The organism is Salinimonas iocasae (assembly GCF_006228385.1).
Classification (GTDB): domain Bacteria; phylum Pseudomonadota; class Gammaproteobacteria; order Enterobacterales; family Alteromonadaceae; genus Alteromonas; species Alteromonas iocasae.
This window is the reverse complement of the sequence record NZ_CP039852.1, coordinates 1-20918: the sequence shown is the minus strand read 5'-3', so window position 1 is coordinate 20918 and position 20918 is coordinate 1. Positions and strand designations below refer to the sequence as shown.

Below are 20918 nucleotides of genomic sequence, written 5' to 3'. Positions count from 1 at the left end.
GACGCTAGCTGCGCCAGAAGGTTGGCGAGAACAGTACCAATAACGAAAACACTTCTAATCGTCCGAATAACATCGCACTAACCAGAATCCATTTGCCTGAATCTGATACTTCAGAGTAATTGGCAGCAACACTGCCCAGTCCGGGGCCGAGGTTATTCAGCGTTGCCGCAGTTGCGGTAAATGCCGAGATATTATCCAGTCCGCTGGCTATCATGCCCAGCATGATAATGACAAATACAATGGCGTAAGCGGAGAAAAACCCCCATACAGCTTCCACGACTCTGTCTGGCATTGCACGCTCACCCAGCTTCACGGAGTAGACAGCCTTGGGATGAATCAAGCGGTCGATTTCCCGCTTGCCCTGCAGATAAAGCAGAAAGACGCGAATAACTTTAAGCCCGCCGCCGGTAGAACCTGCACACCCTCCGATGAAGCTGGCAAAGATAAGCAAAATAGGCAGAAATGTGGGCCAGGAAGCAAAGTCAGTTGTCGCAAAGCCTGCTGTGGTTCCGATAGAGACCGCCTGAATCATTGCCTGATCGAGCGCCTCTTCTGCAGAGGTGTAATAGCCCGTTAGCACCAGCGTTAAAAAGCAAACCAGAATCAGTGTGGCCTGGATAGTGAAAAACGCCTTGAACTCAGGATCCTGGAAGTAGTTTTTAAATGAACGAGCAGTAGCCGCCGTGTAATGCAAAGAGAAGTTCAGTGCAGCTATGAGCAAAAATACAGAACAAATTACATTTATTGTCGGGCTTTGAAAGTAGCCCAAACTGGCGTCATGAGTGGAGAATCCACCAATGGCGACGGTGGAAAAAGCATGGCATATGGCATCAAACCAACTCATACCAGCAAGCCAGTACGAGACCGTACAGGCAATAGTCAGGGATAGATAGATATACCACAGGTGTTTGGCTGTATCTGCGATACGCGGGGTCATCTTAGAATCTTTCACCGGACCCGGCATTTCGGCGCGGTATAACTGCATTCCCCCCACACCCAAAATCGGTAGTATGGCGACCGCCAATACGATGATCCCCATCCCGCCAAACCACTGCAGTTGTTGCCGGTAGAACTGAATAGAGTGAGGTAAGAACTCAATGCCCTGAATTACCGTGGCACCGGTGGTGGTCAGTCCTGAAAACGATTCAAAAAACGCATCGGTTACCGTCATGCTGGGCTGTTCCAGCAGGATAAAGGGAATTGCACCAAAGCTTGCTAGTACGGCCCAGAACAAGGCTACAATCAAAAAACCTTCCTTTGCACGCAAGTCCTGACGATGCTCGCGATTGGGATACCACATGGCCGTGCCTGTGAGCACACACAGAATAAATGCCATGATAAATGGTACACCGCTGCCGTCCTGATAAAGCAGCGAGACCAGAGCGGGTGGTATCATGGTGACACTAAACAGTGCAACCAGTAATCCAAGTATGCGTACAATCGCACGATAGTGCATATTTTTTCAAAAGCCTTGTTATTATTAGTAAAAAATCGCTATCCGTTGGTGTCCAAAAGATCGCGCTTTTTATTATGCGAAGAACCGGGCGAAAGGAAAAGCGTATTTCGCCCAGAAAAAGGCTTTATTGCATCGAAAGAACAGTTTCTACCATCTTATTGAGACCTGCTTCTGCCTCAAGGATGTCCTCAGCGAGCATATACGCCGGTGTCGTTACCAGCTTTCGGTCTGAGTCTACCACGATCTCATCAACAGCACACTCGACATGCTGTGCCCCTAACTCCTCTAGTCCCTGCGCTGTAGACTCATCGTTACCAATAGTCAGCTTTACCTTATTGCCGTATACAGATGCAGCCAGCGCAGGCGCTATGCAGGCGTAACCAGCCGGTTTACCACTTTGTGCAAATGCTTTGCATACGTTGAGAACATCTTCATCCGGCTGACTCTCGGCTCCATCCACGGCGAACGTGCACAGGTTTTTAGCGGCACCAAAACCGCCGGGAATAATTAACGCATCAAAGGCTTCTGGATCACACTCGGTGACTGGCTTGATTTCTCCGCGTGCAAGACGTGCTGATTCAACGAGGACGTTTCTTTTCTCGCCCTCTGCGACTTCACCACTGAGGTGGTTAACAACATGTAACTGATCTTTGTCAGGCGCGAAGCATTCATAATGTGCGCCAGCCCGGCGTATAGCGAGTAGGGAAATAACGGTTTCATACAATTCCGACCCATCGAAAACACCACTTCCACTTAATATGACTGCTACTTTTTTCATTATTGCCTCCTAGCCGTTAATACAGTTGCCTTATGCCGTTTCAGTTCAAAAAACGAACAAAGCGGTTAAAAAAAGATCTTAGATAACGCTTAGCCTGATAAAATCAGTATGCTACATTACTCCACCGTTTCGGCAAAAGACGAAACCTGAGAATAAGAATAATCACTAAGTTATCCACATTTTAAAGGAATAAATTTTACGCAGGGCAGCGGATCACAAAATCCTCTACAAACCAAGAAATTTCTGATCTTCCATTATCCAATGCTTCTCCTGATAAGGGGTTGTGTGGATCGCTTATGTTTGTTAGATCACAAAGTTATCCACAGGCGATCGTAAGTTATTCAAGCTCGTTGTAGCGATCCCTCATTGCCTATGGCATGCTTGCGTCTATTCTCGTCCCTATAACGAAGGCTTATGGCTACTATTCAAAAACCTCCATTTATTTTGGTGGATGGATCGTCGTATCTGTTCCGGGCATTTCATGGATTACCCCCCCTAACGAACTCTAAAGGTCAGGATACGGGTGCGATCTATGGTGTGATCAATATGCTTCGCAGTCTGATTAAGCAATATAACCCCTCAAATATCGCTGTAGTTTTTGATGCTAAAGGTAAAACCTTTCGCGATGATATTTATAAAGAATATAAAGCCAATCGTCCTCCTATGCCTGAGGAGCTTGGTTCACAGATAAAACCGCTGCACGAAATTATCCGCGCAATGGGGTTGCCGATTATTGTTGAGGAAGGTGTGGAAGCCGATGACGTCATTGGCACGCTTGCCCGTATTGCAACAGAAAAAGGTATAGATACTGTCATTAGTACCGGCGATAAAGATATGGCGCAATTGGTCAATAAACACATTACTTTGATCAACACGATGACAAATCAGGTGATGGATGTTGATGGGGTCAAAGAAAAGTTTGGTATTCCCCCCGAACTGGTTATCGATTTTCTGGCGCTAAAAGGCGATAAAGTCGACAATATCCCAGGGGTTCCTGGTGTAGGCGACAAAAGTGCACAGGCGCTTCTCAATGGAATTGGCGGTATTGATGAAATTTACAATAATCTGGATAAGATTGCCGATCTGAGTTTTCGGGGTAGTAAATCGATGGCGGCCAAAATGCAGGAGCATGAAGAACAGGCGCGTTTGTCGTATGAACTTGCGACCATCAAATGTGACGTCGATATGGAGTTTTGCCCTGAAACACTGGTTCCCACCGAGCAGGACAACGGTAAGCTTGAAATTTTATTCACAGAATACGAGTTTAAACGCTGGCTGAATGAGGTGTCTTCTCAGGCCGCAGCAGAAGAATCCGAAGAAGCCACCACCACCGCACCGGCGCAAAAAATCGATAATAGCGAATACGAAACGATATTTGATAAAGATTCCCTTTCGTCATGGCTGAACGCGCTGAAAGAAGCGCCTTTATTTGCGTTTGATACTGAGACCACCAGCCTGAATTACATGGAAGCTGAATTAGTGGGTATCAGTGTGTGTGCCGAGCCAGGTAAAGCGGCTTACATACCAGTCGCACATGATTATCCGGGTGCGCCGGAGCAGCTTGACAGAGACTGGGTGTTAGAACAATTTAAGCCTCTGCTTGAAGACCCGGAGGTCAAGAAAGTAGGACAGCATATTAAATACGACAAAAATGTGCTGGCCAATTATGGTATCAATCTGCAGGGCATCGCATTTGATACGATGCTTGAGTCGTATGTGCTGAACAGCACAGCCAGCCGACATGATATGGATACTCTTGCGCTTGCTCACCTTGACCATAAAACCATTCATTTTGAAGATATCGCAGGTAAGGGTGCCAAACAGCTTACCTTTAACCAGATTGACTTAGACCAGGCTGCTCCCTATGCCGCAGAAGATGCCGATATAACACTTCGTCTTCATCAGGTTTTATGGGAAAAGCTGAACAAGGAAGACAAGCTTAAGTCTATTCTGCTGGATGTTGAAGTTCCGCTTGCCAGTGTATTGTCTCGCATGGAACAGCTGGGTGTGTATATAGACAGCCAGCGCCTCGGCCAGCATAGTCAGGATCTTGCAAAGCGTATTGATGAGCTCGAGAAAACAGTTCATGAAGAAGCCGGTGAACCGTTTAACCTTGGCTCCACAAAGCAGTTGCAACAGGTATTGTTTGAAAAGCTGGAACTGCCGGTCATCAAGAAAACCCCGAAAGGCGCCCCTTCGACTTCTGAAGAGGTACTGCAGGAACTGGCGCTTGAGTACCCTATTCCCAAAATGATTATGGAATATCGCGGCTTAACAAAATTGAAGAACACCTACACCGACAAGCTTCCAAAGATGATTTGTCATCGCACTGGTCGTGTTCATACATCTTATCATCAGGCAGTTACCGCGACTGGTCGACTGTCCTCCACAGAGCCAAACCTGCAGAACATTCCCATTCGAAACGAAGAGGGCCGACGTGTCCGACAGGCATTTGTTCCCCGGGATGGTTATAAGATTGTGGCGGCAGATTACTCACAGATAGAGCTGCGTATCATGGCGCACTTATCTCAGGATAAAGGCTTACTGGATGCTTTCTCTCAGGGCAAAGATATTCACCGAGCAACCGCTGCGGAAGTGTTTGATCAAAAGTTAGATGATGTCACCGCCGAACAGCGTCGAAGTGCCAAGGCCATTAATTTTGGGCTTATTTATGGGATGTCTGCATTCGGGTTGTCTAAACAGCTGAATATTCCCCGTAATGAAGCGCAAGAGTATATGGATCTCTATTTTGAACGCTATCCGGGCGTATTGAAATATATGGACGATACCCGCGCTTTAGCTAAAGAAAAAGGCTACGTTGAGACCGTATTTGGTCGCCGACTGTATCTGCCGGACATCAAAGCAAGCAATGGAGCCAGACGCAAAGGCGCAGAGCGGGCCGCGATTAATGCACCCATGCAGGGGACCGCTGCAGATATCATCAAAATGGCCATGATCAAAGTGGATGAGTGGATCCAGTCAAACAGTAATGATGATATCTACATGATGATGCAGGTTCACGATGAACTGGTGTTCGAAATTAAAGAGGATCAGGTAGATGCAGCTTCTGAGAAAATTGTTTCTCTGATGGAAAACGCTGCCACCCTATCCGTTCCATTAGACGTTGAAGCTGGCCAGGGTAAGAACTGGGACGAAGCACATTAAATGGTAATAATATTACACATTTAGTGTTTCACGTGGAACCTACTGTGCCCTTTTGGTAATAAAATTACACAAAATCCTTGCGTTTTAGAGTGTGTATTGTAACCTTATTACCGTAGGGTACAGAGGTGAGAAAGCTGTTTTCAAACCTTTGCTTTAACCCCGGCCTTTGTTGCCGGGGTTTTTTTATGCCTGAAGAAAAGTAGAGCTATAAGCGATTGATAAATAGGATTTTTAAAAAACTTTATAACTTTTCTTCAAATTTATGGAACTAACCTCGTTCCATCGCACTCTTACTTGTGGTTTTTATGTGTTTTCTCTCATTATTTTGGCCCCGTCTTTTGATGGGGCTTTCTTTTATCCGTTATACCCTATTCGCTTTTATCCAGCGAAAACCACTTCATAATCATACTCTCAAGCTCTGGCAGTCCTTGCTTGGATAGTGCAGAAAATGTCTGGACAGTAACATCACCCATAAATGCTAACGCAGCCTCTTCTGCCATCATTAACTGTTCTTTGCGTTTACCTGACTTCAACTTGTCAGATTTGGTCAGCACGGCCAGTACCGGGATGCCCGCATCTACCGCCCAATAGATAAGATCCTGGTCTAAATCTTTGAACGGATGGCGTATATCCATCAACACCACCAGGCCTTTGAGGCTTTTTCGTTTCTGCAGATACTCACCTAAAGACTGTTGCCACTTCTTCTTCATCGCCAGAGGAACTTGTGCAAATCCGTATCCTGGTAAATCAATTAGGCGACGCTCATCATCCAGTTCAAACACATTTATCATTTGTGTACGTCCTGGCGTTTTACTGGTCCTGGCCAGGTTTTTCTGGCGCGTTAAGGCATTAAGCGCACTGGATTTACCCGCATTTGAGCGGCCTGCAAACGCGACTTCGATACCCTCATCGTTTTTCAGATGACGAATGTCGGGCGCGCTGGTGGAAAAAGTGGCTTTGGTAAAATACGTCATCGTTGTCTCCAACCGGACTACTTAAATTATTTGTTAATTTTGTCACCAGAATTGTACATTTTTGCACCTACCCTTTAGTATGGAAAAGGTTTTTCTGGCATAGTAAATGTGCTAAATAACTATAATACCACGTATATCCGCTGAACCGCTGGATCCTTTACGGAAGATTACTTATGAAAAAACTGTGTTTGTTAGCGTGTTTAACTTTTAGTCTGACAACAGAAGCACAAACGCCGGGTGATGCTGAGGCAGGAAAGCAAAAAGCAACCACTTGTGCAGCTTGTCACGGACCTGATGGCAACAGTGCGATTCCAATGAATCCCAAGCTTGCAGGTCAACACGCCAACTACCTGGTTAAGCAGTTGAAAGAGTTTAAACTGGCGTCGCAAACCGGGGGTGAAGAAGGCAGGAATAATGCTGTTATGAACGGCATGGCAGCGCCACTTTCTGAGCAGGATATGCAGGATATAGCCGCTTATTATTCCGAGCAAACGCTCAAGGAAGGTACTACGCCAGAAGAGGTGATAGAGCCGGGTGAAGCCCTCTATCGTGGTGGCGATCTTGAACGCGGTATTACAGCTTGTATGGCGTGTCACGGCCCGCGCGGCAATGGTATGCAATTAGCCGGTTTTCCGGATATCAGTGGACAACATACAGATTATCTGGCTTCCCAGCTTAAAGCGTTCAGAAACGGTACCCGTCATAATGATATGAACGGCATGATGCGCGATATTTCGATGAAACTTACCGACAAAGATATCGATATTCTGTCGAAATATCTGGCTGGATTGCATTAAAAAAACCTTTTACAACAGCAACATGTTAATTATGTGTTAACACAGGTGTTGTAATCGCTCTCAGATCGTGTAAGCTGTTTTCCGAGTTTTGAGGGATTCACACAGTGTTGACCGCAAAATGAATAATAATAATAAAACCATGGATGAATGGAAAAAGCGTCAGGAAGGCCCTAAACAACAAATGCCGCTCTGTAAAAAAGAAAAAAAAGGGGAGCACTTCTAGCATTGGAAGCAACAAAAAGCACATGAGGTGCAAACGGGAGAAGTGTCATCTGACACTAAAATATAGAGGTGATGGCCGATGGTCATCACCTTTTTTCTTATCTGAACTTTGTCATGCTATTTAACTGCCCTCTTTGCCTTCACGAAAAATCAGAATTTTACCATCAGGATAAACAGCGCGATTATTATCAATGCACCGTCTGTTTACTGGTGTTCGTACCTCCTGTACATCATCCTTCATCTACACGTGAATTCCGTGAGTATGAACTACATGAAAACAACACAGACGATCCCGGCTATCGGCGGTTTTTATCCAAAGCTGCTACCCCGCTGCTCCAACACTTAGTTTCACCCTCACAAGGTCTGGATTTTGGCTGTGGACCGTCCCCGGTGCTGGCACAAATGCTAGAAGATAAAGGGCATAGTGTAGCCGTATATGACCCTTTCTTTTTTCCTGACAATAAGGCCCTGACCAGTGCATATGATTTCATAACCTGCACAGAAGCGATTGAACATTTTCACTCGCCGCACCGGGAACTGGCGTTATTGGACAAACTATTAAAGCCTGGTGGTTGGTTATGCATTATGACTAAGCGCGTACTTGATAAGGCGCGCTTTACAAACTGGCATTATAAGAACGATTTGACCCATGTAAGCTTCTTTAGCGACGAGACCTTTCGCTATATTGGCGAAAAGTACAATTATACAGTGCACCTGGTGGCATCTGATGTCGTATTAATGCACAAGCAAAGTTATAATACCCGCTCTTAATTTCATCAAACAGACAGAGGAATTATGCCTCGCAGCAAAAAATCCAGAAAAGTCGGGCAGATTGGCGTTCGTAAAGATCCGGACAGAAAACCCGCCCGTCCAAGTGTTCCCACCGGTAAGAAGCCAGGTAAGGGTAAGCAGCCCGGTAACAGAAATGCTGTTGAACAAGCTAAATCGAAAGGTGGTGGTGCCAGAGAGAAACGTGATCCGCGAATAGGCAGCAAGCGCCCTGTTCCACTGGTTAAGTCACAGGCAAAGAAATATGCGACCCCGGCTGAAGAACTCGCTGCGTTGGAAGCAGACAATAAGCTGGCGCTGTTATTAGACAAGCTTGATAACGGTGACACCATTTCTGTTACTGAACAGCAGTATGTGGATGAAAAGCTCGACCGTCATGCTGTGCTGTGCGACCTGATGGGTATTGATCTGAATGCCGATGAAGAAGAATCAGAACAAGATGACCCGTTAGACAAGCTCGACGCTATCAACCCTGACGACTTCAAAAAATAAGGAGCCACGACATGGTATGGGCGATTGCTGCAGCAATTGGAGTTCTGATAATCCTGGCACTGGGGATTTACGCCGGTCGCCTGCTGTTTATGTTAAAACAGCAGAACACACGCCAGACTGCAGCCCGGGAAAAGCGTACAGAAACCATTACCGATAGCATTATTTTGATAGCAAAAGCCATGGAGCAGCAGCAGTGCGAGTTATCTGAAGGCGCTATCCGTATTTGTAATCTTCTGGAGGCGCTACCACTTCGTTCGCCTCCGACCTTTAAAACAAAGTTTCCGCATATTTACGCACTATTTATCGATGTTAGTGGTTTCGCTATTTTAGAAGAGCGTCAGAAGCTTTCACCGAAGGAAAAGATGAAGCAGGACAAGGCGCGTGAGCAGATTGAATCTGAGCACGAAACAAAAGTACTCGCTGAACTTCCCGACATCCGTCAATATTGCGAATCGCTAACAGCCTGATTAACGTATCGCTTGTGCACAGGCTGCTTCATAGCAGTGGCAGCCTGTTTCATGATCGTTCACCATCCCTACAGCCTGCATAAACGCGTAGCAAATAGTTTCCCCCACAAATGTAAAGCCGTACTGTTTGAGCGCTTTCGTCATTGCTGTTGATTCAGGCGTACTGACAGGCACCTGGGACTGGTCTTTCCAGGAATTGATGATAGTTTTGCCGCCTGTAAACTGCCAGATGAACTCGCTAAACGGTTGAGTCTTTTCTATCTCCAGAAAGCCATTCGCATTTTTAACTACCGACTCAATTTTCAGTCTGTTGCGGATGATTCCTGTATCCTGCTGCAATGATGCTAAATCCTGTTCAGACATTGCGACAATTTTCTGAGGATCAAAGTTGTGAAATGCCTGCTCGTACCCCGACTGCTTTTTTAAAATTGTGAGCCAGGATAGCCCGGCCTGCTGACCATCCAGACAGAGCTTTTCGAATAACTGTTGGCTGTCAGTCTCAGGCCTTCCCCATACTGTATCGTGATAATCCAGATAAACCGGGTCGTTTGTCACCCAGCCACAGCGCGATTGATGAGATTCCATGTGCATTCTCCCCTCAGAGGCTTAATTTATAAGCTTTTAGGCTCTTAAGCCTACATACAGTGCCTGACAAATTGTATACTATGCCACCTTTGAATCATGAATAACAAAGCAGCGACTGTATGCACAATTACGATATTAAAACCTTTCAGGGGTTAATCCTGGCGCTACAGGAATATTGGGCCCGTCAGGGTTGCGTCATCATCCAGCCTTTGGATATGGAAGTGGGCGCAGGTACTTTCCACCCGATGACGTTTTTACGATCTTTAGGTCCAGAACCAATCAACAGCGCGTATGTTCAGCCATGTCGGCGACCTACTGATGGCCGCTATGGTGAAAACCCTAATCGCCTGCAGCATTATTATCAGTTTCAAGTCATGATGAAACCTTCTCCGGATAATATTCAGGAGCTTTATCTTGGCTCATTGCAAGAGCTTGGCTTTGACCCATTAGTGCATGACATTCGCTTTGTTGAAGATAACTGGGAATCACCTACTCTGGGCGCGTGGGGACTGGGTTGGGAAGTTTGGCTTAACGGTATGGAAGTTACGCAGTTTACTTACTTCCAGCAGGTTGGCGGTCTTGAGTGTAAGCCCGTGACCGGCGAAATCACCTATGGTCTGGAACGTCTGGCAATGTACATTCAGGGTGTAGACAGCATTTACGATTTGGTATGGACAGATGGTCCGATGGGTAAAGTGACCTATCGTGATGTTTTCCATCAAAACGAAGTCGAGCAGTCTAAATACAATTTTGAACATGCTAATGTCGACTTTTTATTTAAAACCTTCGATGAATGCGAAGCGACTTCGCAAAAGCTGATAGACAATAACCTTCCCCTACCTGCCTACGAACAGGTCATGAAGGCCTCGCATGCGTTTAATATGCTTGATGCCCGCCATGCTATATCTGTAACTGAGCGTCAGCGTTATATCCTGCGAGTCAGAGCGTTGGCCAAGGGATGCGCGCAAACGTATTACGAGTCGCGCGAAGAGTTAGGCTTCCCACTTTGTCAGAAGGAGCAGTAAGGTGCGAACTGAGAATTTACTTATTGAACTGGGAACCGAAGAACTCCCGCCAAAAGCATTAAAACAACTTGCAGAGAGCTTTGCCTCGAACTTTCGCCTGGCCCTTGAAGGCGCCGAGCTTCAGTTTGATTCGGTAAACTGGTTTGCAGCCCCCCGCCGCCTGGCAATATATGTTAGTGCACTGGCAGAATCACAACATGACAAGGTTGTCGAGAAGCGCGGTCCGGCGGTCAATGCTGCGTTTGATGCTGATGGCAACCCAACGAAAGCAGCACTGGGCTGGGCGCGTGGCAACGGGATTGATGTCAGTGATGCAGAGCGTTTGGTTACCGATAAAGGTGAATGGCTGCTTCATAAAGCAAATACGCCAGGCCAGCCTGTGGGCACACTGCTGGAAAACCTGCTGAATCAGGCAATCGGCAAACTCCCTATTCCAAAGCCCATGCGCTGGGGTAACTACAGCACACAATTCATTCGTCCGGTTCATACGCTGACTGTGTTGTATGGCTCCGAGGTGCTTCCCGTATCGGTATTAGGGCTAACCAGCGACCGGGTCGTTCAGGGTCACCGTTTTCATGGTGAAAAACGCTTCGATCTGGCTCACGCTGATACCTACGCTCAGGCGCTAAAAGAGCAGTATGTTATTGCTGATTTCAATGAGCGGGCTGATGCAATCCGCGACGGTCTTGAGCAAACGGCAGAGCAGCTTTCTCTTACGCCGGATTATGACAACGCATTGCTAGAAGAAATCGCTGCCCTGGTCGAGTGGCCGGTGGTACTTACTGCTTCGTTTGATTCGGCATTTCTTGATGTACCTAAAGAAGCACTGATCTATACCATGAAGGATGATCAGAAATACGTGCCTTTGCTAAACGCAGATGGCTCTCTGGCAAACACCTTCCTGTTCGTTACCAATATTGAGAGCCGCGACGAAACTGCCATCATTTCAGGTAACGAAAAGGTCATCCGCCCTCGCCTCGCCGATGCTGAGTTCTTCTTCGAAACTGATAAAAAGACAACATTGGAAAGTCGACTAAGTAGTCTTGAATCTGTGTTGTTTCAAAAGCAACTGGGCACGTTGAAAGACAAATCTGATCGTATTTCTGAGTTATCTGGCTTTATCGCACAGCAAATAGGTGCGGATGTGACACAGGCTTCGCGTGCTGGTCTTCTCAGTAAGACAGATCTGATGTCAGAAATGGTCATGGAGTTTCCGGAAGTTCAGGGTGTGATGGGGAAATATTATGCCCTTAATGACGGTGAAGATGCTGCAATAGCCGATGCACTTCACGAGCAATATATGCCACGTTTTGCCGGCGATATCTTACCAGCTTCTGATGTGAGCGCAGCAGTGTCGCTTGCCGATAAGCTGGACACACTGGTGGGTATTTTTGGTATCGGTCAGCTGCCCAAGGGTGATAAAGATCCATTTGCATTGCGTCGGGCTGCTATCGGCGTGTTACGCATTATCTCAGAAAAGGGTCTGAATCTTGATCTGGAAGTGTTAGTCGGCAAAGCTGTCGACGTATACGGTAGCAAGTTAACGAATACCGATACGCAAACTCAGGTTGTTGATTTTGTATTGGGACGTTTTGTATCTGTGTTTCAGGAACAGGGCATCTCAATGGATGTCATTCAGGCCGTCTCCGCTCGCCGTCCTACACGTCCTGCTGATTATGCAGCGCGCGTGTCGGCAGTCGCTGAATTTAAGCAAAGAGAAGAAGCTGAAGCACTTGCAGCCGCAAACAAGCGTGTTGCAAACATTCTGAACAAGCAAAATATTACCGGCGAACTTCCTGTAGACGAGTCGCTATTGCAGGATGAGCCTGAAAAGGCCCTGTATCGCTCTCTACGCGCCGTTAGTGATGATGTGCAACAAGCAGCTGCTTCACAGGAATACGGAGCGGTACTGTCTACTCTGGCAACATTAAGAAATGACATTGATGACTTTTTCGATAATGTTATGGTAATGGCAGACGATGAAGCGGTTCGTCAGAATCGATTAGCTATTTTACTTATGCTTCGTAGCCTGTTCCTGAAAACAGCCGATATATCGCTGTTAGCAAAATCCTGATAGCTATAAAAGCTGTAATAAGTAATAACTATGCCCAGCAGTTCGTTGGGCATTTTTTTATAAGGTGAATGTGTTGAAAAAAGCGCTTGCAGTATTCGCCGTCGCATTACTGAGTGGCTGTTCGAGTAACAGCATTGTGAATAGTTTGCCCGGCACCAATATGTCATCCGACGTTTCTTTTGATGAAATGTATTTACGGGGAGTGTTTAACTGGTGGGAGGCTACGCCTGCCTATCAACTAAAAGAAGGACGTTCTAACTGGTATGTTGACGTTGAGTTGATAGCCGACGGTCAGCCCTACGACTTTAAACTGGCTGATAAAGTCTGGACAGCGTCACAAACATGCGGTGGCAAATATAAAGGACAGCCTGCAATAACGAATAAAACCACTTATCTGGTGTGTGGAAGCGATGCCGAGAATATCCAGTTTGTGCCCTCCTCTACAGGCACTTATCGGTTTTCGTTCGCGCGCGCTAGCGGCGACGAAATAAGACTGGAAATAACGCCGGTATCCTAAAGAGTATTTTGTTACCTGTTCATTGATGCCTATCAGCTCGACTGCGTTAGCCTGGAAAGAAACTCGCTGACGCAGTCCGATTTTCTCGAAAGATCGTGTTCCGATATCTTCATGAGATTTTTACTTTCAGCAATTTGACTTCCGAAGCTCGCATACAAAATAGCAATAGAAATATCAAACTCTTTGCGGGCTATCTCAGGTATCTTAATATCGCTGATTGGATTTAAGTGTAACTGTGCTCTCTCACTATTAATAAATTCTACGAGATCATTTTTCCTGGCGTTAATGGCTGCACTGTCTATCTTATCCAGTGCTTCGTCAGGACTAAAATTGTGCGATAAGTGCTTAGGATTGGTTGCAATTACATAGGCGCGCAGTGCCGATGCATCCATACGTGCTATTCCATAGCTGACATAAGCCAAACTATTAAGCATATGGTTTTCTATCTCTTTTGTGACAATACTTCCCTCAGCAAACTTATGTTTCGCTAAAGACACCTCTTTCATCACAAGATGACCTAGCGCCAAAGATGTATTACCCAAGAGCATCAATCGATATGCCGCCCAATCTTTCTTTTCTTTTGCTGCATCATCCCGCTGAAGCAATGTAATTAGCGCGAATTTGTCATCGCTCTTTGCACTCAGCAACAGCTTATCTGGTTCTATATCAACGTAAGGTGCTATTAAACCAGCATTGTGACTTTCAAACGCTGAGTGGTAATCAGGTATTAATATATTGCCCCTTTGAACGTCCCACTCAGATGCTTCGTTCTGAGAATTCTTTCGTTGTTGTGGTGAAAAGTTCCGCTCAACCTTACACCATTCCTCGCCTATCTCATCTTCACTATTAAAAACAGCTTGAGGCTCACGTTCATTTTGATTCAGGGCAAGTTTCCTTATGTCTTTTACCTCATCGTTCGTTTTATCTCGCTGTTGCTTGTATGGTTCTTTTGATGTTCCCGACAGTGCTTCTGGGGGCTGTAGAATGAACCAGTACACTAATCCTATTGTGGTGATTAAAGAAATTAAAACCGCTACTTTGCCTTTCACATCCATGTCCTTTTTAGTCAGCTTAACCACCCGTTTTGCTCATCCGAAGATATACCAACGGGGTTTGAAAGCAACGGCTTCTCTTACTACATTGCGTTCGTAAAATTTATAAATGAGGCGAGACTCTTTCCTTTAATGTTGAAAAAGAAACCGCTGACGTTTATGTGTTTCTGAACAAAAAAGCCACGCGATATTGCGTGGCTTTTGTCAACGAAACTTATCAACTAACGCTACACGTCAAGGTTTTCTACCTTCAGTGCGTTGGCTTCGATAAATTCGCGGCGCGGCTCAACCTGGTCACCCATGAGCGTGGTAAACAGCTGATCGCAACCGATTGCATCTTCAATGGTAACCTGAAGCATACGGCGACTTTCCGGATCCATTGTGGTTTCCCACAACTGATCGGGGTTCATTTCACCCAGCCCTTTATAACGCTGTATGTATTGCCCTTTCTTCGCCTCATTCATTAACCATTCGATAGCTGATTTGAATGAGTCAATAGACTGCTTACGCTCGCCACGCTGGATATAAGCCGTATCACCCATCATGCCATTAATCGATTCGTTAAGCGCTTTAATGCGTCCGTACTCGCTCGATTCTATGAAGTCATGACCAATCTTATATTCGTAATCGATACCGTGCATTCGCATGATAATCGCGATATAGAACTCGCTAAGTTCTTCATCACGTCTGATTTCATAGCGGTAAGTTGCACCATCATTTTCTTTATCGTTCATGCTCTGGATAAACTTGTCTGCAACACTGTTTAAGGTCGACTCATCTTTCAGGTCTTCCAGATTAAGTGTAGGAGAGTAAATCAATCGATAAAGAATGGCAGGTGGCATCAATCGATACAAACGCTCGATCATCTTTTCAACACCCTGATACTGCTTAACCAGCGTTTCCAGACCGGCACCACTGATACCAGGGGCATCTTCACTGGTGTATAAAGAAGTTCCCGTCAGTGCGATGTTGGTCAGGTAATTTATCAGCGCATCGTCATCTTTTAGGTATTGCTCCTGCTTACCCTTCTTCACTTTGTATAGTGGAGGCTGAGCAATGTAAACGTACCCCCGCTCAATGATTTCTGGCATTTGACGATAGAAAAATGTTAATAGCAACGTTCGGATATGCGAGCCATCCACATCGGCGTCGGTCATGATAATAATGCTGTGGTAACGCAATTTGTCGGGGTTATACTCATCCCTACCGATTCCACAACCCAGAGCAGTGATAAGTGTTGCCACTTCCTGCGACGACAACATTTTATCAAAGCGTGCCTTTTCTACGTTCAGAATTTTACCTTTCAGTGGAAGGATCGCCTGATTTTTACGGTTACGCCCCTGCTTCGCTGAACCACCTGCGGAGTCACCCTCCACTATATATAATTCACTAAGTGCCGGATCTTTTTCCTGACAGTCGGCCAGTTTGCCCGGCAATCCTGCTAAATCTAATGCGCCTTTACGGCGTGTCATATCGCGAGCCTTGCGCGCCGCTTCCCTTGCGCGGGCAGCATCCAGAATTTTACCAGCAATGATTTTACTTTCTGTTGGGTTTTCCAATAGGAAGTCAGCCAACTTCTCATTCATGGTCGACTCTACTGCAGGCCGAACTTCTGAAGAGACAAGCTTATCTTTGGTTTGTGAAGAGAATTTAGGGTCAGGAACCTTAACAGAAACTACCGCTGTCAGGCCCTCACGAGCATCGTCGCCAGTCGCGTTCATCTTCGCTTTTTTGTTCAGGCCTTCCTGTTCCATATAGTTATTCAAAGTACGCGTTAAAGCGCCTCGAAAACCAGCAAGGTGGGTACCACCATCGCGCTGTGGAATATTGTTAGTAAAGCAGAAGATGTTTTCCTGGAAACTATCATTCCACTGCATAGCAACTTCGACTGAAATACCGTCTTCACGTTCAGCAGAAAAGTGAAACACTTTGTCATGCATCGGCGTTTTCTTTTGATTTAGATATTCAACAAACGCACGAATACCGCCATCATATTTGAAATGATCTTCCTTACCATCGCGTTCATCAGTTAGACGGATAGATACACCAGAGTTCAGGAAAGATAATTCGCGTAGGCGTTTGGCCAGAATGTCGTAATGAAATTCAAGATTGGTAAATGTCTGGTCACTTGGCCAAAAGCGTACCGCGGTTCCCGACTTATCTGTCTCACCTTTCACTTCAAGAGGAGCTTGAGGAACACCATGTTGATACTCCTGCTCGTGGGTTTTACCACCGCGACGTATACGCAATTTCAATTTGCTTGAAAGCGCGTTGACCACCGATACACCTACACCGTGAAGACCACCTGAAACTTTATAGGAATTGTCGTCAAACTTACCGCCAGCATGAAGTACCGTCATGATAACTTCTGCGGCAGACACGCCCTCTTCCGGGTGCATCTCTGTAGGAATACCACGGCCATCATCAGAGACCGATACCGAACCATCAACATGAATTTGAACATTGATTTCTGAACAGTGTCCTGCCAGGGCTTCATCGATGGAATTGTCTACCACCTCGAAAACCATGTGGTGTAAGCCGGTGCCGTCATCAGTGTCACCGATATACATGCCGGGACGTTTTCTCACAGCGTCAAGGCCTTTGAGAACCTTGATACTGGATGAATCGTAATTGTTCTGCTCTGACATAATTACCTTCTACTCCTCTTTCACGTGACCATGTTCCACGTGAAACATCTTTTTATCATTGTATTTATCTACAAATTCAAGTTGCTGCTTTTCTATCGCGGTTACGAATATCTGGGTATCCATAGTAAGCAGCCCATCTATAAAACGCTCTCGCTTGTCGAGATCCAGCTCGGCACCAACATCATCTAATAAGAAAATGCTTTTGCGCGATGTCTGTTCGGAAAAAAGTGCGGTTTGTGAAAGTTGCAACGCAGCAACTGCCATTCGAAGTTGCCCGCGAGATAAAATTTCCTGAGCGCTTATTCCATTAACTTTAAATCGTACATCCGCTTTATGGGGTCCCACGGAGGTATGTCCGACTCTGCTGTCATAATCTAATTTTTTGTTAAGAGACTCCAATAATGCAGACTCTTTTTCCCATCCCTTATAATACGAGATTTCTAACGAAAACTCAGGTAAAAAATCACTACAAATGCGATTAAATATCGGTTTTAAAGCACTTATATAGCTCTCTCGCATTAAATTGAGCTTTTCCCCGGTAGCTACTAACTGTTGCTGCCAATATGCGTGCTCCGGTGCACTGAGATTTGAATTTTGTTTTAACAATGCATTACGCTGCCTGAGTAATTTTGAGTACGTCTGAAACAATGCATTAAAAGATTGTTCCACGTGAAACAATCCCCAATCACAAAATCGCCGACGTTCAGCGGGCGACCCTAAAATAAGATCGGTACTTTGAGGGGTAAATAGCTGTACTGGGAGCAGGCTCACTAAATCAGCAAGACGATGAGAATGTTCACCATTCACTGAACACCTGAAGTTATCATCTCGCGTACGCTCTAGACCCAGTTTGAAAACATTGCCCTGTTCATCTTCGCCCGAAGCAAAAACATTAAAAGATGCTGTTTCATGCTGAATAACAGAATGGTGCTTTTTAGTACGAAATGAGCGGCCAAAGCCAAGATAGTAAATTGACTCTAAAAGAGACGATTTACCACTACCATTTCTCCCGGTCACAACAGTAAGCTGATGCGAAGGAGAAAGTTGAGCAGCGTCAATATTGCGAAACTGTGTGAGCTGAAGATTGCTCAGTTTCATAAATAGATAAACTCTGAAAGTCGTGGGATATAGCGGGAAGAGAAACAGACCGATTTCGCATCGGTCCGTACATAATAATTACTATAGTCGCATCGGCATGATGACATAAAGTGCTGCATCATCCTCCGAATCTTCTATAAGTGCACTTGAGTTGGAATCAGAAAGCGTAATCTTAACCTTGTCTCTGGGAAGTGCATTCAACACATCGATAAGGTAGGCAACATTAAAACCAATTTCTAAATCATCGCCCTGATACTCAACATCAACAATCTCTTCAGCTTCTTCCTGTTCAGGATTGTTAGCCGTAATCTTGAGTTCACCATTCGACAAATTCAGTCGAACGCCGCGAAATTTCTCGTTAGACAGGATTGCTGCGCGGGAAAATGCCTCTTTAAGTGTACTCTTTTCAGCAATGATAGTCTTATCACCATCACGGGGTAACACACGGCGATAATCCGGGAACCGGCCATCGACAAGTTTACTGGTAAAGATAAAAGCACTGGCATGTAGCCTGATATGGTTTGCACCTATTTGAACTTTTATCAGACTATCGTCGTCACCTATTAACCTGGATATTTCCATCACACCTTTGCGAGGGATAATGACCTGGCGAGCAGATAACGAAGCATTGTCATAAGGCTGGCGACAAAGTGCTAATCTATGACCATCAGTAGCAACGGTTCTGACGAGATTCTCTTCGGTCTCCAGAGACATACCATTAAGATAATAACGTACGTCCTGCTGAGCCATGGAAAAGTTCGTGCTGTCTATCAAACGCTTTATATCTAAACAGGTTAAATCAAGCTCAACCTCTGATTCCCAGTCTTCCAGATTCGGGTAATCATTTGCTGATAAAGTAGATAGCGTATAGCGCCCTCTTCCAGCGCGAATGAGCGCTTTGTTATCATCAACCGAGAAATGAATTTGGGTTCCATCCGTCAGCCCACGAATAATATCGAAAAGCTTCTTGGCGGGTACCGTTATTTCACCGTCAGTGTAGTCGCCTTCTAACGTTACGCTGGAAACCAGTTCAACTTCCAGATCGGTGCCCGTCAACCACAAGGCCCCCTCTGTAACTTTAATAAGTACGTTAGAAAGAATGGGAAGCGTATGACGGCGTTCTACTGCCCCTGATACCATTTGTAATGGTTGTAGAAAATTTTCTCGGCTGATAGTAAATTTCATCGATTTTTTCTTCTCGCGTCGTGATGCTGTCCGGTTAAGAAGACAATGTCCGTATTAGATTTTTATAGTCTTCCTTTATATCATGACTTTCTTCTCTAAGCTGCTCTATTTTTCGACAGGCATGAAGAACGGTTGTATGGTCTCGTCCACCAAAAGCATTGCCCAACTCAGGCAAGCTGTGATTCGTCAATTCTTTAGCCAGCGCCATTGCAACCTGACGAGGACGAGCAACACTTCGGCTTCTACGCTTCGATAAAATATCAGACACTTTTATCTTGTAGTAGTCTGCGACGGTTTTCTGAATATTATCTACCGTCACCAGCTTTTCCTGAAGGGCCAGAAGGTCTCTTAGCGCTTCACGAACAAAATCGATGGTGATAGGTCTGCCGGTAAAATTAGCGTTCGCAATTACCCGGTTAAGCGCCCCTTCCAGCTCACGAACATTTGAACGTAAACGCTTAGCAATGAAAAACGCAACTTCATTAGGAAGATGTATACGATTTTCTGCCGCCTTACGCATCAAAATGGCAACCCGCGTTTCAAGTTCGGGTGGTTCGATGGCAATAGTCAGGCCCCAGCCAAATCGCGATTTCAATCTGTCTTCAACACCATCAATTTCTTTTGGATAACGGTCTGAGGTCAGAATGATTTGTTGGTTCCCCTCAAGTAATGCGTTAAAGGTATGAAAGAACTCTTCTTGTGAACGTTCTTTGTTAGCGAAAAATTGAATATCGTCAATAAGCAGCGCATCGACTGAACGATAGAACTTCTTAAAATCTTCTATAGCATTATTCTGCAACGCTTTAACCATATCCTGAACAAAGCGCTCTGAATGCATATAGACAATCTTGGCATTCTCACGATTTGCAACGATGCCATTACCGACCGCATGCAAAAGGTGAGTTTTACCTAAACCCGTACCGCCGTATATAAACAGCGGGTTATACGAGCCACCCGGGTTGTTTGCTACTTGCGTTGCAGCAGCACGAGCTAGCTGGTTAGACTTACCCTCAACAAAATTATCGAACTGATAATTGGGATTAATATTACTCTTATGCTTCATTCCCTCAGGAATAGGGATAACTTTAGGAGAGCGTGAAGGTTGAGGCCGTGAAACATTTTGCTCCGACCCGGCGTTATAGTTTTGCTGCTCTGGTATCTGAGAAGTCTGAAACTGTGAATCGCCGTAATGACTTGTATCTGAATCTGCCGGTCTGGCGTGCTCAGTGGTTGAATAATCAGGCTGCATCGCAGGTGCCGGTGACACGGGTACACGATGCTGCTGAGTCTGTGACGGCTGTGCAGAAGGTCTTTGAGGCTCCGCAGATGAGCGCGCTGAAGACGCAGGACGAGTATCCCGGGAGACGACTTCCAGACGTAACTGCGGCGCTTCCGGTCCGCAGAACTCAGCGAACAGCTGTGTAATCTTATCGCGGTACTTATCTCTTACCCAATCCAGCACGAAGCGGTTCGGCGCATAAAGTGTTACAGCTTCTACCTCTTCATGGGCGCTAAGTGGCCTTATCCACATGCTGAATTGCTGCGTAGGCAATTCCTGACGCAAACGGTCAAGACAATGATTCCATAAGGACAT

Annotated in this window: 17 protein-coding genes; 8 read left to right on the top strand and 9 right to left on the bottom strand. The window is 45.7% G+C overall.

Features of this window, described 5'->3' with window-relative positions:
* Positions 1-4 precede the first annotated feature (4 nt).
* Both FBQ74_RS00085 and elbB read right to left on the bottom strand, forming a co-directional pair.
* Positions 5-1456 (bottom strand): TrkH family potassium uptake protein, encoded by a 1452-nt coding sequence (locus tag FBQ74_RS00085; protein WP_139754736.1) that lies wholly within the window; start codon positions 1454-1456, stop codon positions 5-7.
* A gap of 124 nt (positions 1457-1580) precedes the next feature.
* Entirely contained in the window at positions 1581-2234 is a 654-nt protein-coding gene (gene elbB / locus FBQ74_RS00080) for an isoprenoid biosynthesis glyoxalase ElbB (RefSeq protein ID WP_139754735.1), read from the bottom strand.
* 414 nt (positions 2235-2648) lie between these two features.
* Here elbB and polA point away from each other — a divergent pair, with 414 nt between their 5' ends.
* A complete protein-coding gene (gene polA / locus FBQ74_RS00075) occupies positions 2649-5399 on the top strand; it encodes a DNA polymerase I (protein ID WP_139754734.1) in 2751 nt (916 codons plus the stop codon).
* A 368-nt stretch (positions 5400-5767) separates the two neighbouring features.
* Here polA and yihA read toward each other — a convergent pair whose 3' ends face one another.
* Positions 5768-6373, bottom strand: a complete 606-nt coding sequence (gene yihA, locus FBQ74_RS00070; protein WP_139754733.1) for a ribosome biogenesis GTP-binding protein YihA/YsxC — start codon at positions 6371-6373, stop codon at positions 5768-5770.
* A gap of 173 nt (positions 6374-6546) precedes the next feature.
* Here yihA and FBQ74_RS00065 point away from each other — a divergent pair, with 173 nt between their 5' ends.
* The 4 genes from FBQ74_RS00065 to FBQ74_RS00050 all read left to right on the top strand — a co-directional run bounded on the left by FBQ74_RS00065 (position 6547) and on the right by FBQ74_RS00050 (position 9140).
* Positions 6547-7170: a c-type cytochrome gene (locus FBQ74_RS00065; RefSeq protein WP_139754732.1), complete on the top strand. Its 624-nt coding sequence runs from the start codon at positions 6547-6549 to the stop codon at positions 7168-7170.
* Positions 7171-7464: 294 nt separating this feature from the next.
* Positions 7465-8163: a class I SAM-dependent methyltransferase gene (locus FBQ74_RS00060; RefSeq protein ID WP_232371950.1), complete on the top strand. Its 699-nt coding sequence runs from the start codon at positions 7465-7467 to the stop codon at positions 8161-8163.
* A gap of 24 nt (positions 8164-8187) precedes the next feature.
* Positions 8188-8673 carry a Der GTPase-activating protein YihI gene (gene yihI, locus FBQ74_RS00055; protein ID WP_139754731.1) on the top strand — a complete coding sequence of 162 codons (486 nt, stop codon included), beginning with the start codon at positions 8188-8190 and terminating at the stop codon, positions 8671-8673.
* A gap of 11 nt (positions 8674-8684) precedes the next feature.
* On the top strand, positions 8685-9140 hold the full coding sequence (locus tag FBQ74_RS00050) for a DUF2489 domain-containing protein (protein ID WP_139754730.1): 456 nt from the start codon (positions 8685-8687) through the stop codon (positions 9138-9140).
* Here FBQ74_RS00050 and FBQ74_RS00045 read toward each other — a convergent pair whose 3' ends face one another.
* Positions 9141-9725: a DNA-3-methyladenine glycosylase I gene (locus FBQ74_RS00045; protein ID WP_139754729.1), complete on the bottom strand. Its 585-nt coding sequence runs from the start codon at positions 9723-9725 to the stop codon at positions 9141-9143. It abuts the gene before it with no gap.
* Between the two features lie 119 nt (positions 9726-9844).
* Between FBQ74_RS00045 and glyQ the strand changes: the two genes are divergently transcribed.
* From glyQ to FBQ74_RS00030, 3 genes are all read left to right on the top strand, one after another.
* A complete protein-coding gene (gene glyQ, locus FBQ74_RS00040) occupies positions 9845-10750 on the top strand; it encodes a glycine--tRNA ligase subunit alpha (RefSeq protein WP_139754728.1) in 906 nt (301 codons plus the stop codon).
* 1 nt (position 10751) lies between these two features.
* Positions 10752-12824, top strand: a complete 2073-nt coding sequence (glyS, locus tag FBQ74_RS00035) for a glycine--tRNA ligase subunit beta (protein ID WP_139754727.1) — start codon at positions 10752-10754, stop codon at positions 12822-12824.
* 73 nt (positions 12825-12897) lie between these two features.
* Positions 12898-13341 (top strand): hypothetical protein, encoded by a 444-nt coding sequence (locus tag FBQ74_RS00030; RefSeq protein WP_139754726.1) that lies wholly within the window; start codon positions 12898-12900, stop codon positions 13339-13341.
* 32 nt (positions 13342-13373) lie between these two features.
* Here the strand turns inward: FBQ74_RS00030 and FBQ74_RS00025 are convergent, their stop codons facing one another.
* From FBQ74_RS00025 to dnaA, 5 genes are all read right to left on the bottom strand, one after another.
* Positions 13374-14390 (bottom strand): hypothetical protein, encoded by a 1017-nt coding sequence (locus FBQ74_RS00025; protein WP_139754725.1) that lies wholly within the window; start codon positions 14388-14390, stop codon positions 13374-13376.
* 230 nt (positions 14391-14620) lie between these two features.
* Entirely contained in the window at positions 14621-17041 is a 2421-nt protein-coding gene (gene gyrB, locus FBQ74_RS00020) for a DNA topoisomerase (ATP-hydrolyzing) subunit B (protein WP_139754724.1), read from the bottom strand.
* 9 nt (positions 17042-17050) lie between these two features.
* Positions 17051-18139: a DNA replication/repair protein RecF gene (recF, locus tag FBQ74_RS00015; protein WP_139754723.1), complete on the bottom strand. Its 1089-nt coding sequence runs from the start codon at positions 18137-18139 to the stop codon at positions 17051-17053.
* 81 nt (positions 18140-18220) lie between these two features.
* The gene (dnaN, locus tag FBQ74_RS00010; RefSeq protein ID WP_139754722.1) at positions 18221-19324 is read right to left on the bottom strand and encodes a DNA polymerase III subunit beta; all 1104 of its coding nucleotides are present in this window, start codon (positions 19322-19324) and stop codon (positions 18221-18223) included.
* Between the two features lie 34 nt (positions 19325-19358).
* On the bottom strand, positions 19359-20918 hold the full coding sequence (gene dnaA / locus FBQ74_RS00005) for a chromosomal replication initiator protein DnaA (protein ID WP_139754721.1): 1560 nt from the start codon (positions 20916-20918) through the stop codon (positions 19359-19361).